Source organism: Pseudomonas sp. 210_17 TE3656, from assembly GCF_054821965.1.
On record NZ_JBTRBC010000001.1, the window covers coordinates 1,728,156 to 1,745,879 of the forward strand.

Annotated in this window: 20 protein-coding genes; 5 read left to right on the forward strand and 15 right to left on the reverse strand. The window is 60.6% G+C overall.

Annotated elements, in window-relative coordinates:
• Positions 1 to 69 precede the first annotated feature (69 nt).
• Complete coding sequence (selD, locus tag ACVI9W_RS08185) at positions 70 to 1,104, forward strand: selenide, water dikinase SelD (protein WP_038614547.1); 1,035 nt, start codon at positions 70 to 72, stop codon at positions 1,102 to 1,104.
• Complete coding sequence (gene mnmH, locus ACVI9W_RS08190; RefSeq protein WP_461529713.1) at positions 1,104 to 2,210, forward strand: tRNA 2-selenouridine(34) synthase MnmH; 1,107 nt, start codon at positions 1,104 to 1,106, stop codon at positions 2,208 to 2,210. The genes selD and mnmH overlap by 1 nt, the downstream gene beginning before the upstream one ends.
• 6 nt (positions 2,211 to 2,216) lie before the next feature.
• Here mnmH and ACVI9W_RS08195 read toward each other — a convergent pair whose 3' ends face one another.
• Entirely contained in the window at positions 2,217 to 2,600 is a 384-nt protein-coding gene (locus ACVI9W_RS08195; RefSeq protein ID WP_461529714.1) for a lysozyme inhibitor LprI family protein, read from the reverse strand.
• A 166-nt stretch (positions 2,601 to 2,766) separates the two neighbouring features.
• Positions 2,767 to 3,714, reverse strand: a complete 948-nt coding sequence (locus tag ACVI9W_RS08200) for a LysR family transcriptional regulator (protein ID WP_461529715.1) — start codon at positions 3,712 to 3,714, stop codon at positions 2,767 to 2,769.
• Positions 3,715 to 3,803: 89 nt separating this feature from the next.
• On the opposite strand from ACVI9W_RS08200, the gene ACVI9W_RS08205 reads away from it, so the two are divergent.
• Positions 3,804 to 4,283, forward strand: a complete 480-nt coding sequence (locus tag ACVI9W_RS08205; protein WP_157194116.1) for a DMT family transporter — start codon at positions 3,804 to 3,806, stop codon at positions 4,281 to 4,283.
• On the opposite strand, the gene ACVI9W_RS08210 is transcribed toward ACVI9W_RS08205, so the two are convergent.
• The 11 genes from ACVI9W_RS08210 to ACVI9W_RS08260 all read right to left on the reverse strand — a co-directional run bounded on the left by ACVI9W_RS08210 (position 4,280) and on the right by ACVI9W_RS08260 (position 14,623).
• Positions 4,280 to 4,834 (reverse strand): hypothetical protein, encoded by a 555-nt coding sequence (locus tag ACVI9W_RS08210; RefSeq protein ID WP_461531804.1) that lies wholly within the window; start codon positions 4,832 to 4,834, stop codon positions 4,280 to 4,282. The two genes, ACVI9W_RS08205 and ACVI9W_RS08210, sit on opposite strands and share 4 nt — an antisense overlap.
• Positions 4,835 to 4,836: 2 nt before the next feature.
• Positions 4,837 to 5,397, reverse strand: a complete 561-nt coding sequence (locus ACVI9W_RS08215) for a GNAT family N-acetyltransferase (protein WP_461529716.1) — start codon at positions 5,395 to 5,397, stop codon at positions 4,837 to 4,839.
• Between the two features lie 92 nt (positions 5,398 to 5,489).
• On the reverse strand, positions 5,490 to 5,867 hold the full coding sequence (locus ACVI9W_RS08220) for a YkgJ family cysteine cluster protein (RefSeq protein ID WP_342623231.1): 378 nt from the start codon (positions 5,865 to 5,867) through the stop codon (positions 5,490 to 5,492).
• Between the two features lie 209 nt (positions 5,868 to 6,076).
• Positions 6,077 to 7,291 carry an alanine transaminase gene (gene alaC, locus ACVI9W_RS08225; protein WP_157194806.1) on the reverse strand — a complete coding sequence of 405 codons (1,215 nt, stop codon included), beginning with the start codon at positions 7,289 to 7,291 and terminating at the stop codon, positions 6,077 to 6,079.
• A 151-nt stretch (positions 7,292 to 7,442) separates the two neighbouring features.
• Positions 7,443 to 8,570 (reverse strand): hypothetical protein, encoded by a 1,128-nt coding sequence (locus ACVI9W_RS08230; RefSeq protein ID WP_461529717.1) that lies wholly within the window; start codon positions 8,568 to 8,570, stop codon positions 7,443 to 7,445.
• A gap of 150 nt (positions 8,571 to 8,720) precedes the next feature.
• Positions 8,721 to 9,608, reverse strand: coding sequence for a heme o synthase (gene cyoE, locus ACVI9W_RS08235; protein ID WP_107023660.1), 888 nt, complete (start codon positions 9,606 to 9,608; stop codon positions 8,721 to 8,723).
• Between the two features lie 11 nt (positions 9,609 to 9,619).
• Positions 9,620 to 9,952, reverse strand: coding sequence for a cytochrome o ubiquinol oxidase subunit IV (gene cyoD / locus ACVI9W_RS08240; protein WP_038614561.1), 333 nt, complete (start codon positions 9,950 to 9,952; stop codon positions 9,620 to 9,622).
• Positions 9,953 to 10,582, reverse strand: coding sequence for a cytochrome o ubiquinol oxidase subunit III (locus tag ACVI9W_RS08245; protein WP_026001353.1), 630 nt, complete (start codon positions 10,580 to 10,582; stop codon positions 9,953 to 9,955).
• 3 nt (positions 10,583 to 10,585) lie between these two features.
• Entirely contained in the window at positions 10,586 to 12,604 is a 2,019-nt protein-coding gene (cyoB, locus tag ACVI9W_RS08250) for a cytochrome o ubiquinol oxidase subunit I (RefSeq protein ID WP_461529718.1), read from the reverse strand.
• Between the two features lie 3 nt (positions 12,605 to 12,607).
• Entirely contained in the window at positions 12,608 to 13,552 is a 945-nt protein-coding gene (gene cyoA / locus ACVI9W_RS08255) for a ubiquinol oxidase subunit II (protein WP_038614564.1), read from the reverse strand.
• A 564-nt stretch (positions 13,553 to 14,116) separates the two neighbouring features.
• Positions 14,117 to 14,623, reverse strand: coding sequence for a disulfide bond formation protein B (locus ACVI9W_RS08260; protein WP_038614565.1), 507 nt, complete (start codon positions 14,621 to 14,623; stop codon positions 14,117 to 14,119).
• Positions 14,624 to 14,860: 237 nt separating this feature from the next.
• Between ACVI9W_RS08260 and ACVI9W_RS08265 the strand changes: the two genes are divergently transcribed.
• Complete coding sequence (locus ACVI9W_RS08265) at positions 14,861 to 15,124, forward strand: YebG family protein (protein ID WP_157194130.1); 264 nt, start codon at positions 14,861 to 14,863, stop codon at positions 15,122 to 15,124.
• A gap of 6 nt (positions 15,125 to 15,130) precedes the next feature.
• Here the strand turns inward: ACVI9W_RS08265 and ACVI9W_RS08270 are convergent, their stop codons facing one another.
• Positions 15,131 to 16,150: a Leu/Phe/Val dehydrogenase gene (locus ACVI9W_RS08270; protein ID WP_461529719.1), complete on the reverse strand. Its 1,020-nt coding sequence runs from the start codon at positions 16,148 to 16,150 to the stop codon at positions 15,131 to 15,133.
• 125 nt (positions 16,151 to 16,275) lie between these two features.
• Between ACVI9W_RS08270 and ACVI9W_RS08275 the strand changes: the two genes are divergently transcribed.
• Positions 16,276 to 17,082: a SirB1 family protein gene (locus ACVI9W_RS08275; protein ID WP_038614625.1), complete on the forward strand. Its 807-nt coding sequence runs from the start codon at positions 16,276 to 16,278 to the stop codon at positions 17,080 to 17,082.
• 14 nt (positions 17,083 to 17,096) lie between these two features.
• Here ACVI9W_RS08275 and maiA read toward each other — a convergent pair whose 3' ends face one another.
• The gene (gene maiA, locus ACVI9W_RS08280; protein WP_461529720.1) at positions 17,097 to 17,723 is read right to left on the reverse strand and encodes a maleylacetoacetate isomerase; all 627 of its coding nucleotides are present in this window, start codon (positions 17,721 to 17,723) and stop codon (positions 17,097 to 17,099) included.
• Position 17,724: the final 1 nt, after the last annotated feature.

Consider the following 17,724-nt stretch of genomic DNA (forward strand, 5'->3'; position numbering starts at 1 on the left):
AATTATAAGAGGCATCGGCGCAAAGACCAGCTTTGCTACAATCGGGCCTCACGATTTTTCGAGGTGCGTATGAGCGAGCCGATTCGTCTGACCCAGTACAGCCACGGCGCCGGTTGTGGCTGCAAGATCTCTCCGAAGATGCTCGAGGTGATTCTCGCCGAGAGCGGCACCCAGGCCCTGGACCCGAAGCTCTGGGTCGGCAATGCCTCGCGCGATGACGCGGCAGTCTACGCCCTCGATGACGAGCGCGGTGTGGTCTCGACTACCGACTTCTTCATGCCGATTGTCGATGACCCGTACGACTTCGGCCGCATCGCCGCCACCAACGCCATCAGCGACATCTACGCCATGGGCGGTGACCCGCTGATGGCCATCGCCATTCTCGGCTGGCCGATCAACGTACTGGCTCCGGAAGTGGCCCGCGAAGTGATCCGCGGCGGTCGCGCGGTGTGCGCCGAGGCCGGTATTCCGCTGGCCGGTGGTCACTCCATCGATGCCCCCGAGCCGATCTTCGGCCTGGCGGTGACCGGCGTGGTGCAAAAGCGCCACATGAAGCGCAACGATACCGCTACCCAAGGCTGCCGCCTGTACCTGACCAAACCCCTGGGCATCGGCATCCTCACCACCGCCGAGAAAAAAGCCAAACTGCGCGACCAGGACAAGGGCCTGGCCCGCGACTGGATGTGCACCCTCAACACTCCCGGCAGCCGCTTCGGCAAGCTGGCGGGCGTCAAGGCGATGACCGACGTTACCGGTTTCGGCCTGCTCGGCCACTTGGTGGAGCTGGCTGACGGCAGCGGCTTGAGTGCGCGCCTGAACTACAGCGCGGTACCGCGCCTGCCAAGCGTCGAGCACTATCTGGCCGAAGGCTGTGTGCCGGGCGGCACCCTGCGCAACTTCGACAGCTACGGCGAGAAAATCGCCCCGCTGAGCGATGAACAGAAGCACCTGCTGTGCGACCCGCAAACCAGTGGTGGCCTGCTGGTCGCAGTGGCACCCGAAGGTGAAGCGGAGTTTCTCGCTGTCGCCGCCGAGCTGGGCCTGAGCCTGGCGCCGATCGGCGAGCTGGTTGAGCGACAGAGCCATGCGGTTGAGGTGCTGTAATGCGTGACAACAGCACCGACTACCGCCAGCTGTTCTTGAACGATGTACCGATGATGGACATGCGCGCCCCGATCGAGTTTGCCAAGGGCGCCTTTCCCAACGCGATCAACCTGCCCCTGATGAACGACCTCGAGCGGCAGAAGGTTGGCACCTGCTACAAGCAGCAGGGCCAGCAGGCCGCCATCGCCCTCGGCCATCAGTTGGTCAGCGGCCAGAGCAAGGATCAGCGTATTGCCGCCTGGGCCGCCTTCGCCCGGGCCAACCCAGAGGGTTATCTCTACTGCTTTCGCGGCGGCCTGCGCTCGCAGATCGTCCAGCAGTGGCTCAAGGATGAAGCCGGTATTCACTACCCCAAGGTAATCGGTGGCTACAAAGCCATGCGTAATTTCCTGCTTGAAACCACCCAGCAGGCGGTTGCCGAATGCGACTTCGTACTGATCGGCGGGCTTACCGGCACCGGTAAAACCGAAGTGCTGCAGGTGCTGGAAAACGCGGTCGATCTGGAAGGCCACGCCAACCATCGTGGCTCCAGTTTCGGCAAACGTGCCACCGGCCAGCCTGTGCAGATCGACTTCGAAAACCGCCTGGCCATCGACGTGCTGAAAAAGCGCGCTCGCGGTATCGAGCAGTTCGTTCTGGAAGACGAAGGCCGAATCGTCGGCAGTTGCTCACTGCCGCTGGAGCTGTACCAGGGCATGCAGCATTACCCGCTGGTGTGGCTGGAAGACAGTTTCGACAACCGTGTCGAACGCATCCTGGGCGACTACGTGACCAACCTGTGCGCCGAGTTCGTTGCCCTGCACGGTAGCGAACAAGGCTTCAAGCTGTTCGCAGAGCGCCTGCAGCAGAGCATGGGCAACATCCTCAAGCGCCTGGGCGGTGAGCGTTACCAGCGTCTTTCAGCGCTGCTGCAACAAGCCCTGGAAGAGCAGCAACGCGGTGGCGCAGTCGACCTGCACCGCGCCTGGATCAGTGGCCTGCTCAGCGAATACTACGACCCGATGTATGCCTTCCATCGTGACAGCAAGGCTGAGCGCATCGAGTTCTCCGGCAATCAGGTCGAAGTGCGTGAATACCTGCGGGCCCGCGCTGCCCGGCATCGATAACCCGGTTTATGCAGGCTCGATCAGTTTGAGCAATTCATCTGCACGAGCCTTGGTCATGTCCAGCACACAGCCCGCGCCATTGAGCTGATCGATGGTGCCGCCGGTGAGGCTGAAATACAGCTTGCAGTTGGCGTCGCGGTATTTGATCCATAGCCGCTGGGCGTCGCGCAACTGAGTTTGCTGAGCCGGTTCAAGGGCCGCCAGGGCCTTCTTGTACGCACTGTTCAGGCGGGCGTCCTGACGTTCGATCTCGGCGCCGTTGCAGTTGTTCATGTCCAGGGTGGTCTGGGCGGTTTGCATGCATTGGCTGTAGGCGGACGAATCGCTCTGGGCGACGGCGAAGGGGGCAATGGCGGTCATCAGAGCGATGGATAGCAGAGGATGCTTCATTCGGCGAACTCCTTGTAAGGGCCGCTCAGGATGCAGGGCACAGGCGCCTTCCACAATAGGACGCCATAGGCAGAACCTGTAGGAGCGGGCCTTGTCCCGCGATCTGCCGCAAAGCGGCAGCAAACCCTGCCGACGCGGTGTGACAGATAGACCGCAAGTACAGGTTTTACGGCTGCTTCGCACCCGATCGCGGGACAAGGCCCGCTCCTACAGTCTCGCTACACACCTGCGCAATACGCTCGCGCAACCAGCGATGGCCTGCTTCACCTTCCCGGCGCTGATGCCATGCCTGCTGAAAGCCGAATGCCTTGATCGCCAGCGGTGGCTCAAAACGACGCAAACGCGGATCCAGCTTGCCGTTGTCGAGGCTGCGCCGGGCAACGGTGAGGATCAGGTCGGTACCGGCAATCACCTCCTGTGCCGCGGCCCAGTGTGGCAATGCCAGGGCGACGCGGCGACGGGCGCCGATGGCGCTGAGGGCCAGGTCGATTTCGTTGTCGATGCCTGCTCGCACCGCCACCAGTACATGCGGGCGCACCAGCCAATCAGCCAGATCGAGCCCACCACGAGGCGGCAAGCCGCTGCGATCGGCAATACAGGTAAAACGCTCTTCAAACAGCGTTTCAACCCGCAATTCGGCGGCCAGCTCCGGAAACACCCCAAGCGCCAGATCGGCCTCGCCATCGAACAAATGACCCAGCATCGCCTCCCGGCTGCCCTGGATGACAACCAGGTCAATCTCCGGTGCTTCGTCACGCAGCACCCGCATCAGCCCCGGCAATACCACCCGCGCACCGTAATCCGACATGGCCAGGCGAAAACTGCGGCGCGCCTTGCGCGGATCGAAGCCGGGATGGGCAAGCAAGCCGTCGAGCTGCTCCAGGGCCTGCTGCAGCGGCTCGATCAGGGCTTGAGCGCGGGCCGTGGCCTGCAAGCGCCCACCCCGGCGTACCAGCAGCGGATCGGCAAACAGTTCACGCAGCTGCGCCAGGGCATGACTGACCGCCGGCTGGCTGCGGTGCAGGCGCATGGCGGCGCGTGATACATGCTGCTCGACCAGCAAGGCATGCAGGGTCAGCAACAGGTTCAGATCAATACGGCGCAGATCATCCATCAGGCGAATAACTCCTGTGCAGCATTCGAATTTCCATTAACACAATGCATAGCCAAGACTTTACCAAGCCATTTTCAAGGAGTCTTGCCATGAGTCTGTCTTTCGCCCCCGCCGCCCTGCTGCCGCTGATCATCGCCTTGCTGGCGGGTGCGGCGGTGCCGTTTCAGGCCGGCAGCAATGCCGCTTTGGGACGCTTGCTTGGCCATCCGTTGTGGGCAACGCTGGTGTCCCTGGGGGTGAGCGTACTGATGGTGATTCCGGCCCTGCTGGTGTTGCGCGCGCCGCTGCCGCAGCTCGGCGCCCTGGCCCAGGCGCCCTGGTGGGCCTGGCTCGGCGGCGTGGCCGGCGTCGCCTACATCACCGCGGCGCTGATGCTCACCCCGCGCCTGGGCGCCGCCGGCTTCATCGTCTGCGTGATCGCCGGTCAGGTGCTGTCATCCTTGCTGATTGATCAGTGGGGGCTGATGGGGCTGGCGCAGCGGCCGGTGAACGGGCTACGCCTGGCCGGGGTTGGCCTGATTGTGCTCGGCATGTTTGTGGTGCAATGGGGTACTTCGACGACGCGCTAGATGGTGTCCGGATCAATCGGCTGGATACTCGGCTGCGGCTCCAGGGCGCGATTCATTTCAAACCTGAGGCTGGGCGCTTCAAGGGCAAAATGGATCACCAAGCCCAGCACTACAATCAGTGCGCCGTCCAACCAGTGCCAGCCGGGTATCGGCACGCCCTGACGAGCCTGACGACACCACCAGGCTTGCCCCAGGCAAAAGCCGAAGATCGCCAGCAACCAGAGGTAAAACCCTGGCGCAAAGTGGGTAAGGTTGACGAAGTTGTAGCTGCGATTGTCGGGCATCCGGTCGATCCCGAAACTGCTCAATGCCAGACCCAGGGCGGCCAATCCCAGCACCAGCGATACCCAGCGCCAACGACGGTGCAACAGCATCGCCAATCCCAGCAAGGGATTGGCGAACCAGCCATACATACCGAACACCAGGCCCCAAGGGCCATACAACAACGCTTGCAGCGCGTGCAAGCGCCCGTCCCCGGTCATGTACATGGCGTTGAAACACAGGCTCGCCAGAAACAGCAGCAGGGTCAGCGAAACATAACGGTTGAGCATGATCACGCAGCACGCTCGAACAGCAGACCGTAGAGCCCCGAATCAGACAGTTCCCCGGCCACACACCAGCGCTCGCGCAGCACCCCTTCAAGGACAAACCCCAACCGCTCAAGGGTCCGTGCCGAAGCGCTGTTACGGGGATCGATCTCTGCCTCAAGGCGGCGCATGTTCAGGTCCCGGGACAGATACTTGACGAAGTGCTCCAGCGCCTCGCCCATGAATCCCTGCCCCTGGGCAGCCGTGGCCAGGCAGTAGCCGATTTCGCCCCGGCGCGAGTCGCTGTCGAAGTTGGAACACTGGCACATGCCGATCAGCTCACCGCTGTCGCGGCGATAGATGCCGAGCTTGAGCAACTGCCCCCGCGCGTAGGCCTGGCGATCAGCCGCAAGCGCTGCCTGCGCCTGGTCAATATCACTCCAGGGCGCGTGATTCCAGAAACGCATGACCTGTGGGTCGGCCATGATCGCCAGCCATGCAGCGGCATCCTCGGCGCTCATGGGCCGCAAATGCAAACGCGGGCTTTGCAGGCAAAGGTCTTGGGGGAATGTGTAGGGGTGCGGCACGGTAGAACTCCTGTCCTGTCCGAAGAGCCGCACAGTCTACCTCAAGGTTGCCAGGCGCTGGTCGTGGGTACAGGCGCCTGGCGTCACCGTCATCAGGCGACTGCAGCCCCCTCGTCGTCTGGCCAGATCGGCTCGTTGGCTTCCAGCGGTGGCAAGCCATAGGCCGCGCGGGCGGCATCGCAACTCGGGTTGGGCTGACCATCGACCCAGGCTGCTTCGAATTCGCGGCAAGGGGTGGAGCGCTGCTCATAAATGCCGCAGCTGACACCTTTGCCGATCTCACCCTCAAGGCTGATGCAACGGCAGGGTTTGCTGTCGGTGCCGATCATCGCCACCCGGGTGGGGTTGATCTGTACCACCAGGTCGTCGGGCACCAAGCCTCCCGCCGATGTGCACTCACCCCAGAAAAAAGACACACGGAAATACCCGCAGCAGGCGCCGCAGTTCAAACAAGGATTATGTTCGGACATGATGAGGAAACGGGGGGGCAAGTTTATCGTTATTGGGAGAAAACCCGTCGCCATTCTATGCTTCGCCAAGGCTTTGGGAAGGGGGGAGATGTAGAAATATATTGCGCCTGACGGGCGGTTGGATGCGCCCTGGTGGAAATGATCACGGGGCAAGCCTGCTCCCACAGAAATGGCACTGTGGGAGCGGGCTTGCCCCGCGATGGACTTGCTTACTTCTGAGCCTTGCCCACCCCATCAGCCCGGAACATCTGACGAATGCCCCGCACGGCCTGGCGAATCCGGTCCTGGTTCTCGATCAGGGCAAAGCGCACATGATCATCGCCATAGTCACCAAAGCCGATGCCCGGCGACACGCACACCTTGGCCTCGGCCAGCAGCTTCTTGGAGAACTCCAGCGACCCCAGGTGCGCATACTCCTCAGGGATCTTCGCCCAGACGTACATCGACGCCTTGGGGTTCTCGACCATCCAGCCCAGTTCGTGCAGGCCTTTGACCAGCACGTTGCGGCGCTGGCGATACTGCTCGGCAATGTCGCGTACACACTGCTGGTCACCTTCCAGGGCAGCAATCGCCGCCACCTGCAGCGGTGTGAAGGTACCGTAGTCGTGATAGCTCTTGATCCGCGCGAGGGCACTGACCAGCTCCGGGTTACCGACCATGAAGCCGATACGCCAGCCGGCCATGTTGTAGCTCTTGGACAGGGTGAAGAACTCCACCGCGATGTCCTTGGCACCTGGCACCTGCATGATCGACGGCGCCTTCCAGCCGTCATAGACGATGTCGGCGTAGGCCAGGTCGTGGATTACCAGCACATCATATTGCTTGGCCAGCGCCACCACCCGTTCAAAGAAGTCCAGCTCGACGCACTGCGCGGTCGGGTTGGAAGGAAAGCCGAGAATCATCATCTTCGGCTTGGGGATCGACTCGCGGATGGCCCGTTCCAGCTCGTTGAAGAAGTCCACCCCCGGCACCAACGGTACCGAACGCACCTGGGCACCGGCAATCACTGCGCCGTAGATATGGATCGGATAGCTGGGATTGGGCACCAGCACCGTGTCGCCATGATCCAGGGTGGCCAGCATCAGGTGGGCCAGGCCCTCCTTGGAGCCGATGGTGACGATGGCTTCGCTTTCCGGGTCGATTTCGACCTCGTAGCGATCCTTGTACCAGCGCGAGATGGCCCGGCGCAGGCGTGGAATGCCGCGGGACGTCGAGTAGCCATGGGTGTCATCGCGCTGGGCGACCTGCACCAGTTTCTCAACGATGTGCGGCGGCGTGGCCCCGTCGGGGTTGCCCATGCTCAGGTCGATGATGTCCTCGCCACGACGGCGTGCGGCCATCTTGAGTTCGGCGGTGATGTTGAAGACGTAAGGGGGGAGACGATCAATGCGCGCAAAGCGGCGCGGCGAACCTTGGTCAGCCATGGCTTCCTCGAAGACGTAAGCGCCCGGAACCGTCCGAGCGACGTTGGCCACTGCGGTGGCCGAGGCGGCAAGATAGAACGTCGCAAGGGTGGCTGTAAAGGGCTTTTGCTCGTGGCCGGGCACCCGCTCCAGGCCACGATACACTAGCTCGTCAGCGGATCGGCTCGAACTCCAGCGCGCGCCAGGTGGCTATATCCAGCCCTGTTGACGGCAACAGATCGCTACCGCGCACATAGCTGAACGGTTTGGTGAGTTCCCCCTGATGAACGCGACGATCGTCACCTTCGGACTCGCTTATCAGCGTGTAGGAATGCTCGCGCATGGCCTTGTATCGCGCATCGTCGCGATCCAGCGCATCCAGGCAATCGGCAACCTGCTTGTCGCTCAGCACCAGCCGCTTTTGCAGGGTCACCTGCCAGCGTGTCAGGCAGGTTTCGGCAAAGTGACGCACGAGCAAGCCTGGCTCGGGCAGGTGTTTGCCATCGCCGGCACCATCCCTGGAGGCGTTGCCCACCAGCGAGGCATGCCGCCCTGGCAGCGGGTAGATGTGTGTACGGGTGTCAGGATGGGTTGCCGGTATCACGCAGGCAAAGCCCTTTGAGCGTTCGTCACGCGAGTAGAAGCCCACATACTCCCTGACGTTGGCGCGCAGGTGCAACCGGTGCGGTTGCAGGTTGTTGATTCCCGGAACGGGGTCGATAGCGAAGATATTCACCGGCACCTGGCTGAGCTCGGGATCATCGGCCATGGCGTTGGCCAGCATATGGCAGCTGATGCCGCCGCGGCTCCAGCCAACGATGTTGACCTGGCTGGGGATCAGCCCACCCTTGCGGTGCAACTTGATGATGCCTTCCTGCAACTCCTGCTGCGTAACGCCACGATCGCCGTAGTCATAGTGACGCCAGAACCAGGAGCCCTCCTTCTTCACATCCTCGATTGGCGCGCCCGCCGACTTGAGGCGATTGTATTGCTCCTCGGTCAGCTTTTCCCGTTGCCAGTTGCAGCGTCCCTTGATCACCTGCAGGGCATGGGCAACGTTCTGCTCCCAGCCTGCGCCAAACAGGGTCCCGCTCAGACCGTACGCCTTGTTCTCGATGAACAGATCGTCGCTTTGCATGTTGCCGCTGCCGGGGCCATCGATGGCGATCCATTGGGCGAACTCGCGGCCCTGGTCGTTGGCGGCCAGGGTCGCGACCAGTTCGCCATTCCAGAAATTGGGGTTGCGGTCGTCGAAACGATGCGAACCGGTGCCGCAGAAGTACACAGTCAAAACGCTCATGATGGGGCTCTCCCTCGGGTTGAAGTGGCCGCACACTAACAACAGCGACGCGCGTCAATCAGTCGGCAATCCTGCCTTTTGGAGAGCGGTTTTCCAGGCAAAAAAAAGCCCCGGACGTTTGCGCCCGGGGCTTTTTTCAGAACATCGGTATCAATGTGCGTAGGTCAGCAGCAGCTCGGTCGGCACCTTGGTGTCGAGCGACATCATCACGCTCAGGGCAGTGATGGTGAAGATCGAGAACACGAACAGCTTGCGGGCCCACAGGCGATCATCGACTGCCTTGTAGCCGGTCCAGGCCATGTACAGCCAGTACATGCCCATGGCGGCGGCAACCGCCATGTAGCTCATACCGGCGTAGCCGCCCAGGGTCAGCATCAAGGTCGCGACCAGGAACGCCACGATGTACCAGAGGATGTGCTTCTTGGCCACCAGGATGCCACGCTTGACCGGCAGGACCGGAATCGAAGCAGCCAGGTAGTCGTTGAAGCGGAAGATCGCGATGGCATAGGAATGCGGCATCTGCCAGAGGCTGAACATCACCAACAGGGTCAATGCAGCCAGGTCGAAGCTGTTGCTCACGGCGCAGTAGCCGATCACCGGAGGCATGGCACCGGACAGGCTGCCAACCAGGGTGCCGTGCACCGATTTGCGCTTCAGGTACAGGCTGTAGAAACCCACGTAGATGATGAAGCCGATCAGGCCGAACAACGCTGCCAGGGCATTGGCCTGCACATACAGCAGGCCAAGACCGGCCACCCCGAGCAGGGTGGCGTAGGCCAGCGCGACTTTCAGCGAGATCTGGCCCTGAACCATTGCACGGTTCTTGGTGCGCTCCATCTTGATGTCGATGTCACGGTCGATGCAGTTGTTGAACACGCAACCGGACGCCACCACCAGCGAAGTGCCAATCACCGTGGCCAGGAACAGCATGAAGTCGACATGCCCTTGCGCGGCAAGGAAAAAACCGCCTGCCACAGAAAGCACGTTACCGAAAATGATCCCCGGTTTGGTGATTTGGATAAAGTGCTTAACGGACATGTCGTCTTACCTCACTTCGCCATCATGCTGGTGTGGATGCTGAACATGATCCACAGCGACAGACCGACCAACAGTGCAATGACCATCACGGTGAACAGGAAGGTCGACACGTTGGAGCTCTGTTCTTTGGAGCTGTCCATGTGCAGGAAGTACACCAGGTGTACCACTACCTGAATGACCGCCAGGGCCACCACCACCATGATGGTGATGTCCTTCGGCATGCTCGGGAACATCACCAGGCCGAACGGAATTGCAGTCAGGATCACCGACAGGATGAAGCCGATTGCATAGGACTTGACGCTACCGTGGTTGCCCTCGGCGTGGCTGTTATGTGCATTAGCCATTTACAGAACCCCCAGCAGATACACGACGGTGAACACACAGATCCAGACCACGTCCAGGAAGTGCCAGAACAGGCTCAGGCAGCTCATGCGGGTCTTGGCGGTACCAGTGATACCGTGCTTGTTGATCTGGTACATCATGACCGCCATCCAGATCAGACCTGCAGTCACGTGCAGACCGTGGGTACCGACCAGCGCGAAGAACGCCGACAGGAAGCCACTGCGCTGCGGGCCGAAGCCCTCGGCGATCAGGTGATGGAACTCATAGACTTCCATCGCGATGAAGCCGGCACCGAACAGGAAGGTGACAGCCAGCCAGCCCAGCACGCCGCCCTTGTTGCCTTTGAACATCTGCAACATGGCGAAGCCGAAGGTGATACTCGAGAACAGCAGCAGTGCGGTTTCGACCGCGACAAAGTCCAGCTGGAAAATGTCGTGACCCGACGGGCCGCCGGCAAAACTGCCGGACAGCACCGCGTAGGTGGCGAAGAGCGACGCAAACAGGATGCAGTCGGTCATCAGGTACAGCCAGAAACCGAAGACGGTCATCTGGCCCGAGTCGTGGTGGTGATCGTCATGCCCATGGTCGTGACCATGAGCATGCGTGTCTGCATTGATTACATGACTGGACATTGATTAAACCTGCTCAAACGATTTGACACGCGCGCCAGCCGGCGAACCGGTAGCCAGGCCCAGGGCCTTCATGCGCTCACCTTCGATACGCGCCACTTCTTCGGCAGGAACCATGTAGCCCTGGTCGTCACGCGCAGCGTGAGCAACGAAGACAGCGATGGTGCCGACCAGGCTGGCAGCAACCAGCCACCAGATGTGCCAGATGAAGGCGAAACCGAATACGGTGAGCAACGCACCCATGAACACACCGGTCGAGGTGTTGTTCGGCATGTGGATCGCTTCGTACTTGGCCGGAACCTTGTAAGCCTTACCGGCTTGCTTGGTTTCGTGCCAGGCGTCCAGATCGACGTTCTCAGGCATGGTGGCGAAGTTGTAGAACGGCGGTGGCGACGAAGTCGACCATTCCAGAGTACGGCCGCCCCATGGGTCGCCGGTCACGTCCATGTTGTCCTTGCGATCGCGAATCGACACGTACAGCTGGATCAGCTGGCAAGCGATACCGAACAGGATCAGCACGGCGCCGAACACGGCTACGTACAGGTAGGGTTCCCACAGTGGGTTGTCGGAGTGGTTCAGACGACGGGTCATACCCATGAAGCCCAGTGCGTACAGTGGCATGAAGGCCACGTAGAAACCGGAGATCCAGAACCAGAAGGCAGCTTTGCCCCACTTCTCGTTCAGGGTGAAACCGAAGGCTTTCGGGAACCAGAAGGCGAAACCGGCAATGTAGCCGAATACCGCACCACCGATGATCACGTTGTGGAAGTGAGCGATTACGAACAGGCTGTTGTGCAGAACGAAGTCAGCACCTGGAACAGCCAGCAGTACGCCGGTCATACCACCGATCGAGAAGGTAACCATGAAGCCCAGGGTCCACATTACCGGCGCGGTGAAGCGCAGACGGCCCTGGTAGATCGTGAACAGCCAGTTGAACAGCTTAACCCCGGTCGGAATCGAGATCAGCATGGTCGCCAGACCGAAGAAGGTGTTGACGCTGGCGCCAGAACCCATGGTGAAGAAGTGGTGCAGCCATACCGCAAAGCCCAGTACCGCGATCGCGCCCGAAGCGTAGATCATCGACTTGTGGCCGAACAGGCGTTTGCCGGCGAAGGTCGAGGTAACTTCCGAGAACACACCGAAGGCCGGCAGGATCAGGATGTAAACCTCAGGGTGACCCCAGGCCCAGAACAGGTTGACGTACATCATCGGGTTCCCACCAAGCTCGTTGGTGAAAATGTGGAAGTCCAGATAACGGTCAACAGTCAGCAGTGCCAGAGCGGCGGTCAGGATCGGGAACGAAGCAACGATCAGGACGTTGGCCCAGGTGCAGGTCCAGGTGAAGATCGGCATGTCCATCAGCTTCATGCCAGGCGCGCGCATTTTCAGCACGGTGGCGAGGAAGTTGACACCCGTTAGCGTCGTACCTAGACCCGATAGCTGTAGCGCCCAGATGTAGTAGTCGACACCCACGCCAGGACTGTACTGGATACCCGCCAGCGGTGGATAAGCTACCCAACCGGTCTTGGCGAACTCACCGACACCCAGGGACACGTTGACCAGCACGACGCCGGACACCAGCAGCCAGAAGCTCAGGGAGTTGAGGAACGGGAAGGCAACGTCACGCGCACCGATCTGCAGAGGCAGGGCCAGGTTCATCAGGCCGGTGAAGAATGGCATTGCCATGAAGATGATCATGATCACACCGTGAGCGGTGAAGATCTGGTCATAGTGTTCGGGAGGCAGGTAGCCCTCGGAGCCGCCGGTGGCCATGGCCAGCTGCGTGCGCATCATGATGGCGTCGGCAAAACCGCGCAGCAGCATGATCATCGCGACGATGATGTACATCACCCCGATTTTCTTGTGGTCGACCGAAGTCAGCCACTCGGACCACAGGTAGGTCCACTTTTTGAAATAGGTGATTGCACCCACCAACGCGAGACCGCCGAGCGCGATCATGGCAAGTGTCACCATGACTATCGGCTCGTGATACGGAATCGCATCCAGACTTAGTTTACCGAACATCTCTTACTCCTCTGCCCCAGCAGCTGAATGCATACTCACGTCCATCCCTTCGGTACCGGCCGCTTCTTTGCTCTGCTCTTTTTCGTGGACCGGCCGACCGCGGTTCATGCCTTCGTACTTGTCGACGATGGACTGGAACTGCTCAGGCGAGGCCACGCTGTACAGCGCGACTGGATTGTTTTCGCTAGTTTTGGCCAATGCCGCATATTCAGCCGCATCCAGCTGTTTAGGCGATTGCTTGACTTCGTTCACCCATGCCTCGAAATCGGCCTGGGAGGTGGCAGTTGCCTTGAACTTCATACCGGTGAAGCCAGCACCGCTGTAGTTCGCCGAGATACCGTCGAACTCGCCGTTCTCGTTGGCGATCAGGTGCAGCTTGGTGGTCATGCCAGCCATTGCGTAGATCTGGCCGCCCAGGCCCGGAATGAAGAACGAGTTCATTACCGAGTCGGAGGTCACGCGGAAGTTGACCGGGGTGTTGGCCGGGAAGACGATCTTGTTGACCGTGGCAATGCCTTGTTCCGGGTAGATGAACAGCCATTTCCAGTCCAGGGCGACCACGTCGATCTGCACCGGCTTCACATCGGAAACCAGCGGACGATACGGGTCCAGCTCGTGGGTGGTCTTGTAGGTCACATAGCCCAGGGCGATGATGATCAGAACCGGGATGGTCCAGACCGCCACTTCGATCTTGGTCGAGTGCGACCAGTCAGGAGTGTAAGTGGCTGCCTTGTTGGAAGCGCGATACTTCCAGGCGAACGCGATGGTCATGAAAATGACAGGAATCACCACCAGCAACATCAAGCCGGTAGCGATGAGGATAAGGTTCTTTTGCTCAATGCCGACCTGGCCCTTCGGGTCGAGCAGGGTCCAGTTGCACCCACTGAGTAAAAGCATGCCTAAAAAGGGCAGAATGCCAAACAGTCTGGGGTAACGCTTTTTACTCATCTCACGACCTCTAGAGCAGCTTGCTTCAATGCAATTTGTGTTTTGGTCGCCAACACTTCGTCCTGCCAAGTGTCAGCATTTATGGGATCGAATACGGTCATGCCTTGAGGCCAGCTGCGGCGGCTCGGCATAAACCGGGTATTACGGTGCTTATTGTTTTGACTTCGTAGGCAACAGGCCTGTTTTCAGACCAATTCCATTTGGTGCGGGAAATCACGGAGGGGGGTCAGCCCGGCATCGCCGCAGGCGATGCTCGTCAGAGTCAGCAAAAAGAGCCCTGAAGCTCCTTTAATCCTGCGACTCGCAAGCGGTGCCGAACGGAAATTGGGGGCGATTGTAGATAGGTCGTCATTCAATGACTATGACTAATTGAGCAACAGTCTTTTACAGAATTGACAACAATCAAGCCTGAAAAATCAGTTTCGCGACAGTTTGTCGCACCCCGTTCAATACCCCTGAAGCCCTTGTATTACAAGGCCTCAGACTTGATCTAGATCAAGGCGGGTGCGACACCGAATGAAAGTTCCATTGCACATCAGACTTGCATCAACACGTGACTTTTGTCTAAGGCTTGCGACGGTTGCGGTAGATGCCCAGGGGCACCAGAACAGCCGTGAGGGTGAAGGCCAGCAGCGCCCATTGCGCCAGGGAAAGCCCCAATACTGGCGGATAGGGCGTGGAACAGAATCCATCGACCTGGAACACCAGCGGCAACACCGACGCCAGCGGCAAACCATCGACGATCGGCTGCAGGGTATCGATGCCACAGCTGACCGCAGGGTTGGCCAGAATATATACATGGTTGCTGGCGGCAGCGATGCCACCGATGGCACTGAGCACCACCAGGCCTTCGAGGACAGTCAGGCTGCGCACCCCGGGCATGGCAGCGCCAATAAAGGCAAACACGGCAATCAGCAACAGCGCATAGCGTTGCAGGATACACAGCGGGCAAGGCGCTTCGCCGAGCACCACCTGCATATACAAGGCACCGCCGATCAGGGCCAGGCAGATCACCCCCAGCAGTACCAGAAAGCGCCGTTCCCGGTTCAGGCGCGATGTTTGCTCGTTCATTGCATATCCTTGGTTGACTGAATGGCTCGACTGCCTGCCCGCAATTCTACACGCTCAACCAGACCTTTAAGAACGGTAAAAGTGCCGCGCCAGACTCGCTCAGGCTGGCATGGCCAGCGGCGCAAAGCAGAATGCTGAATTGCCACTATCTTAGTCCTGTGGATTACCCTATCATTAACACTGTACAAATAAACAGTGTCGAACACATCGATATTCAAAAGGCATGTGAGGTGATGAATGGCCGTCGAAGTGGTATACCGCAGCAGCCGCGATCTGGAGCGCTTGTTCATGGATAAAGCCGAAGCTGACCGTCACGACAAGATGCTCGAACTGGCCGAGCTGCTCGCCGAGGTCCTGAAAAAAGCCGTACCGTCGCTCAGCGAACAGCAGGTCGAGGACGCCGGCATCTATATGGCCAAGAACCGCGACGTCTTTGCCAAGGCCTTCAAGAGTCAGCCAGACGCACTGTCCGAGCTGCTCGCCGACACTGCCGCCGAGTAACTCCGCTCAGCCATAGATCAAGCGTTCGGCAAGCATCTGCGCTACCCGCGCCGGTGAGCGCTTTTCTGCCTGGGCGTGGGCAAACACTTCGGTCAGGCGCGAGGGAATGCGCGCCAGGTGCGCGGTGATGGTGTTCAGGTCCTCACCACTGTGCTTGAGCGCCACGTAGATCAGGCCACCGGCATTGATGACGTAGTCAGGCGCATAGAGGATCCCGCGGTTTTCCAGTTGATCGGCCACCTGCAGGGTGGTCAGCTGGTTGTTGGCCGCCCCCGCCACTGCCGCGCAGCGCAGCTGCATCACACTCTGACCATTGAGCACCGGCCCGACACCGCACGGTGCGAAGATGTCGCAGGGTGTACTGATCAGGATCTCGTTGGCCACCGGGCGCGCATTGAACTGCTCGATGGCCAGTTGCACCCTCCCCGGGTCATGGTCACTGACCAGCAATTCGGCGCCTGCCGCGTGTAACTGCTCGGCCAGTGCGTAACCGACATTACCCAGTCCTTGAACCGCCACGCGCAAGCCTTCCAGGTTGTCGCTGCCCAGGCGTGCCATGGAGGTGGCGCGAATGCCGGCGAACACGCCCATGGCGGCATGCGGCGAGGGATCGCCAGCTGCCGTGGTGCTGGTGACATGCTGAGTAGTCTGGGCAATGCAATCCATGTCCAGCGTCGAGGTGCCGCTGTCTACCGCAGTGATGAAGCGTCCCTGCAAGGTCTCGACAAAGCGACCAAAGGCTTCAAACAGGGCCGCACGGTTTTCCACGTGCGGGTTGCGAATGATCACCGCCTTGCCGCCACCCAGTGGCAGGCCAGCCAGCGCGGCTTTGTAGCTCATGCCCTGGGCCAGGCGTATGGCATCGATCATGGCGCTGTCATCGTCTGGGTAGGCCAGGTAACGACAGCCGCCCATGGCCGGTCCCAGGTGCTCGCTGTGAATGGCGACCACCGCTTTCAGACCAGTTGGCGGGTCGATGCACAGGTGCAGCGATTGCGTGCGAGTGCTTTGCATCAGCGCGAACATCAGCGGGCTCCTCAGTGAGGTGCTGATCCCAGTATAGGCCGCGCATTGCCGATTGATGACATCACCCGGACCACTGGACGAAAGGCTTGGCCAGCGCTACAAAATAAGCTTGAGCGGAGATTCCCATGAGCCCACGCCAAGCTTGTCTCGCCTGCCTGGAACGTGACCCGGCTGCCTTGCTGGAGGCCGCGCTATGGGTCGCCGCCGAACACGACAGCAGCGTTCAACCTCCACTCATCATGCTTCAGGTGAAAACGCTGCAGCAGGAAGTCAGCGCCGGTCTGCCGATGCTACCGCTGAGCGAACTGGCGCAGCCGTTATTGCGCCGCCTCAATGCGCTGGGGTTCCAGCAGGATGAATATCACCCGATACGCCCACAAGCAGCCCTGCTCGACAAGGTGCTGGAGCGGCGCCGCGGCCAGCCACTGGCCCTGGCTTTACTGACCCTGGAACTGGCGCGTGGTCTGTCGATTCCGCTGGAGGGGGTAAATTTTCCCGGACATTTTCTCTTGCGCGTCCCCGGCGCCGACCACCTGCTCGACCCCTGCGGCGGCCGCAGACTCTACCCTGCAGACTGTCGCGAACTGCTCGGCCGTCAGTTCGGCCCGCAACTGCAGCTCAACGCCGATCACCTGCTCACCGCCACTCCCAAGCAGATGCTCCAGCGCCTGTCACGCAACCTGCGCCAGCTTCATTCAACCCACGACGATGACCTGGCAGCGCTCAAGGACGCCGAACGGGTGCTGCTGCTGGGCCCGGCCACCGCCAGCGACTACCTGGCCCGTGCCACCCTTTACCAGCACCTGGACTGCCCCCAGGCCGAACGCTACGACCTGGAGTACGCGCTGCTGCTCAGTGACGATCCGATCCAGCGCCTGCGCCTGACCGAGCGTCTGGGGCAGTTGCATCAACCGCCCCCCTCGGTGCACTGACCCTGCGGGCAGGCTCAGGGTGTGTCGGGTTGTCTACCCGGGTCAGCCTGGATAAACGCCGGGTGCTCCTCGGCCAGTGCTGCGACGCGGCGGATGCGCGGGTAGTTGGCGAGGTTGATGTTGAAGCGCTGTGCGGCATACAGCTGCGGAATCAGATAGACATCTGCCAGCCCGGGTTCTTCACCAAAGCAAAAACCGTCATCACCGATCAGTTTCTCCACCGCCGCCAGCCCTTGGCTGATCCAGTGCGCGATCCACGCATTGACCTGCTCCTCGTCATGGCCCAACCCGCGCAACTGATTGAGCACGCTGACGTTGTGCAGCGGATGCACATCGCAACCGATCAGCGCCGCCACACCGCGTACCTGCGCGCGTAGCACAGGTTCCTCAGGCAGCAGCGCCGGCTGTGGATAAACCTCCTCCAGGTACTCGATGATCGCCGGTGACTGCACCAGCAGTTCACCCGAGTCGATCCTCAAGGCCGGCACCCGGCCCTGGGGATTGAGCGCGAGGAAATCTTCCTCACGCTGCTCGCCCTTGAGCAGATTGACCGGCACGTACTGGTACTCAAGCTGCTTGAGCGCCAGGGCAATCCTTACCCGATAGGACGAGGTTGAACGGAAGTAGTTGAACAGATCCATG

Bases quoted from the DNA above. Each gene is read 5' to 3' on its own strand.
- selD (WP_038614547.1), top strand. From the start codon at position 70: ATGAGCGAGCCGATTCGTCTGACCCAGTACAGCCACGGCGCCGGTTGT.
- mnmH (WP_461529713.1), top strand. From the start codon at position 1,104: ATGCGTGACAACAGCACCGACTACCGCCAGCTGTTCTTGAACGATGTA.
- ACVI9W_RS08195 (WP_461529714.1), bottom strand. From the start codon at position 2,600: ATGAAGCATCCTCTGCTATCCATCGCTCTGATGACCGCCATTGCCCCC.
- ACVI9W_RS08200 (WP_461529715.1), bottom strand. From the start codon at position 3,714: ATGGATGATCTGCGCCGTATTGATCTGAACCTGTTGCTGACCCTGCAT.
- ACVI9W_RS08205 (WP_157194116.1), top strand. From the start codon at position 3,804: ATGAGTCTGTCTTTCGCCCCCGCCGCCCTGCTGCCGCTGATCATCGCC.
- ACVI9W_RS08210 (WP_461531804.1), bottom strand. From the start codon at position 4,834: ATGCTCAACCGTTATGTTTCGCTGACCCTGCTGCTGTTTCTGGCGAGC.
- ACVI9W_RS08220 (WP_342623231.1), bottom strand. From the start codon at position 5,867: ATGTCCGAACATAATCCTTGTTTGAACTGCGGCGCCTGCTGCGGGTAT.
- alaC (WP_157194806.1), bottom strand. From the start codon at position 7,291: ATGGCTGACCAAGGTTCGCCGCGCCGCTTTGCGCGCATTGATCGTCTC.
- ACVI9W_RS08230 (WP_461529717.1), bottom strand. From the start codon at position 8,570: ATGAGCGTTTTGACTGTGTACTTCTGCGGCACCGGTTCGCATCGTTTC.
- cyoE (WP_107023660.1), bottom strand. From the start codon at position 9,608: ATGTCCGTTAAGCACTTTATCCAAATCACCAAACCGGGGATCATTTTC.
- cyoD (WP_038614561.1), bottom strand. From the start codon at position 9,952: ATGGCTAATGCACATAACAGCCACGCCGAGGGCAACCACGGTAGCGTC.
- ACVI9W_RS08245 (WP_026001353.1), bottom strand. From the start codon at position 10,582: ATGTCCAGTCATGTAATCAATGCAGACACGCATGCTCATGGTCACGAC.
- cyoB (WP_461529718.1), bottom strand. From the start codon at position 12,604: ATGTTCGGTAAACTAAGTCTGGATGCGATTCCGTATCACGAGCCGATA.
- cyoA (WP_038614564.1), bottom strand. From the start codon at position 13,552: ATGAGTAAAAAGCGTTACCCCAGACTGTTTGGCATTCTGCCCTTTTTA.
- ACVI9W_RS08260 (WP_038614565.1), bottom strand. From the start codon at position 14,623: ATGAACGAGCAAACATCGCGCCTGAACCGGGAACGGCGCTTTCTGGTA.
- ACVI9W_RS08265 (WP_157194130.1), top strand. From the start codon at position 14,861: ATGGCCGTCGAAGTGGTATACCGCAGCAGCCGCGATCTGGAGCGCTTG.
- ACVI9W_RS08270 (WP_461529719.1), bottom strand. From the start codon at position 16,150: ATGTTCGCGCTGATGCAAAGCACTCGCACGCAATCGCTGCACCTGTGC.
- ACVI9W_RS08275 (WP_038614625.1), top strand. From the start codon at position 16,276: ATGAGCCCACGCCAAGCTTGTCTCGCCTGCCTGGAACGTGACCCGGCT.
- maiA (WP_461529720.1), bottom strand. From the start codon at position 17,723: ATGGATCTGTTCAACTACTTCCGTTCAACCTCGTCCTATCGGGTAAGG.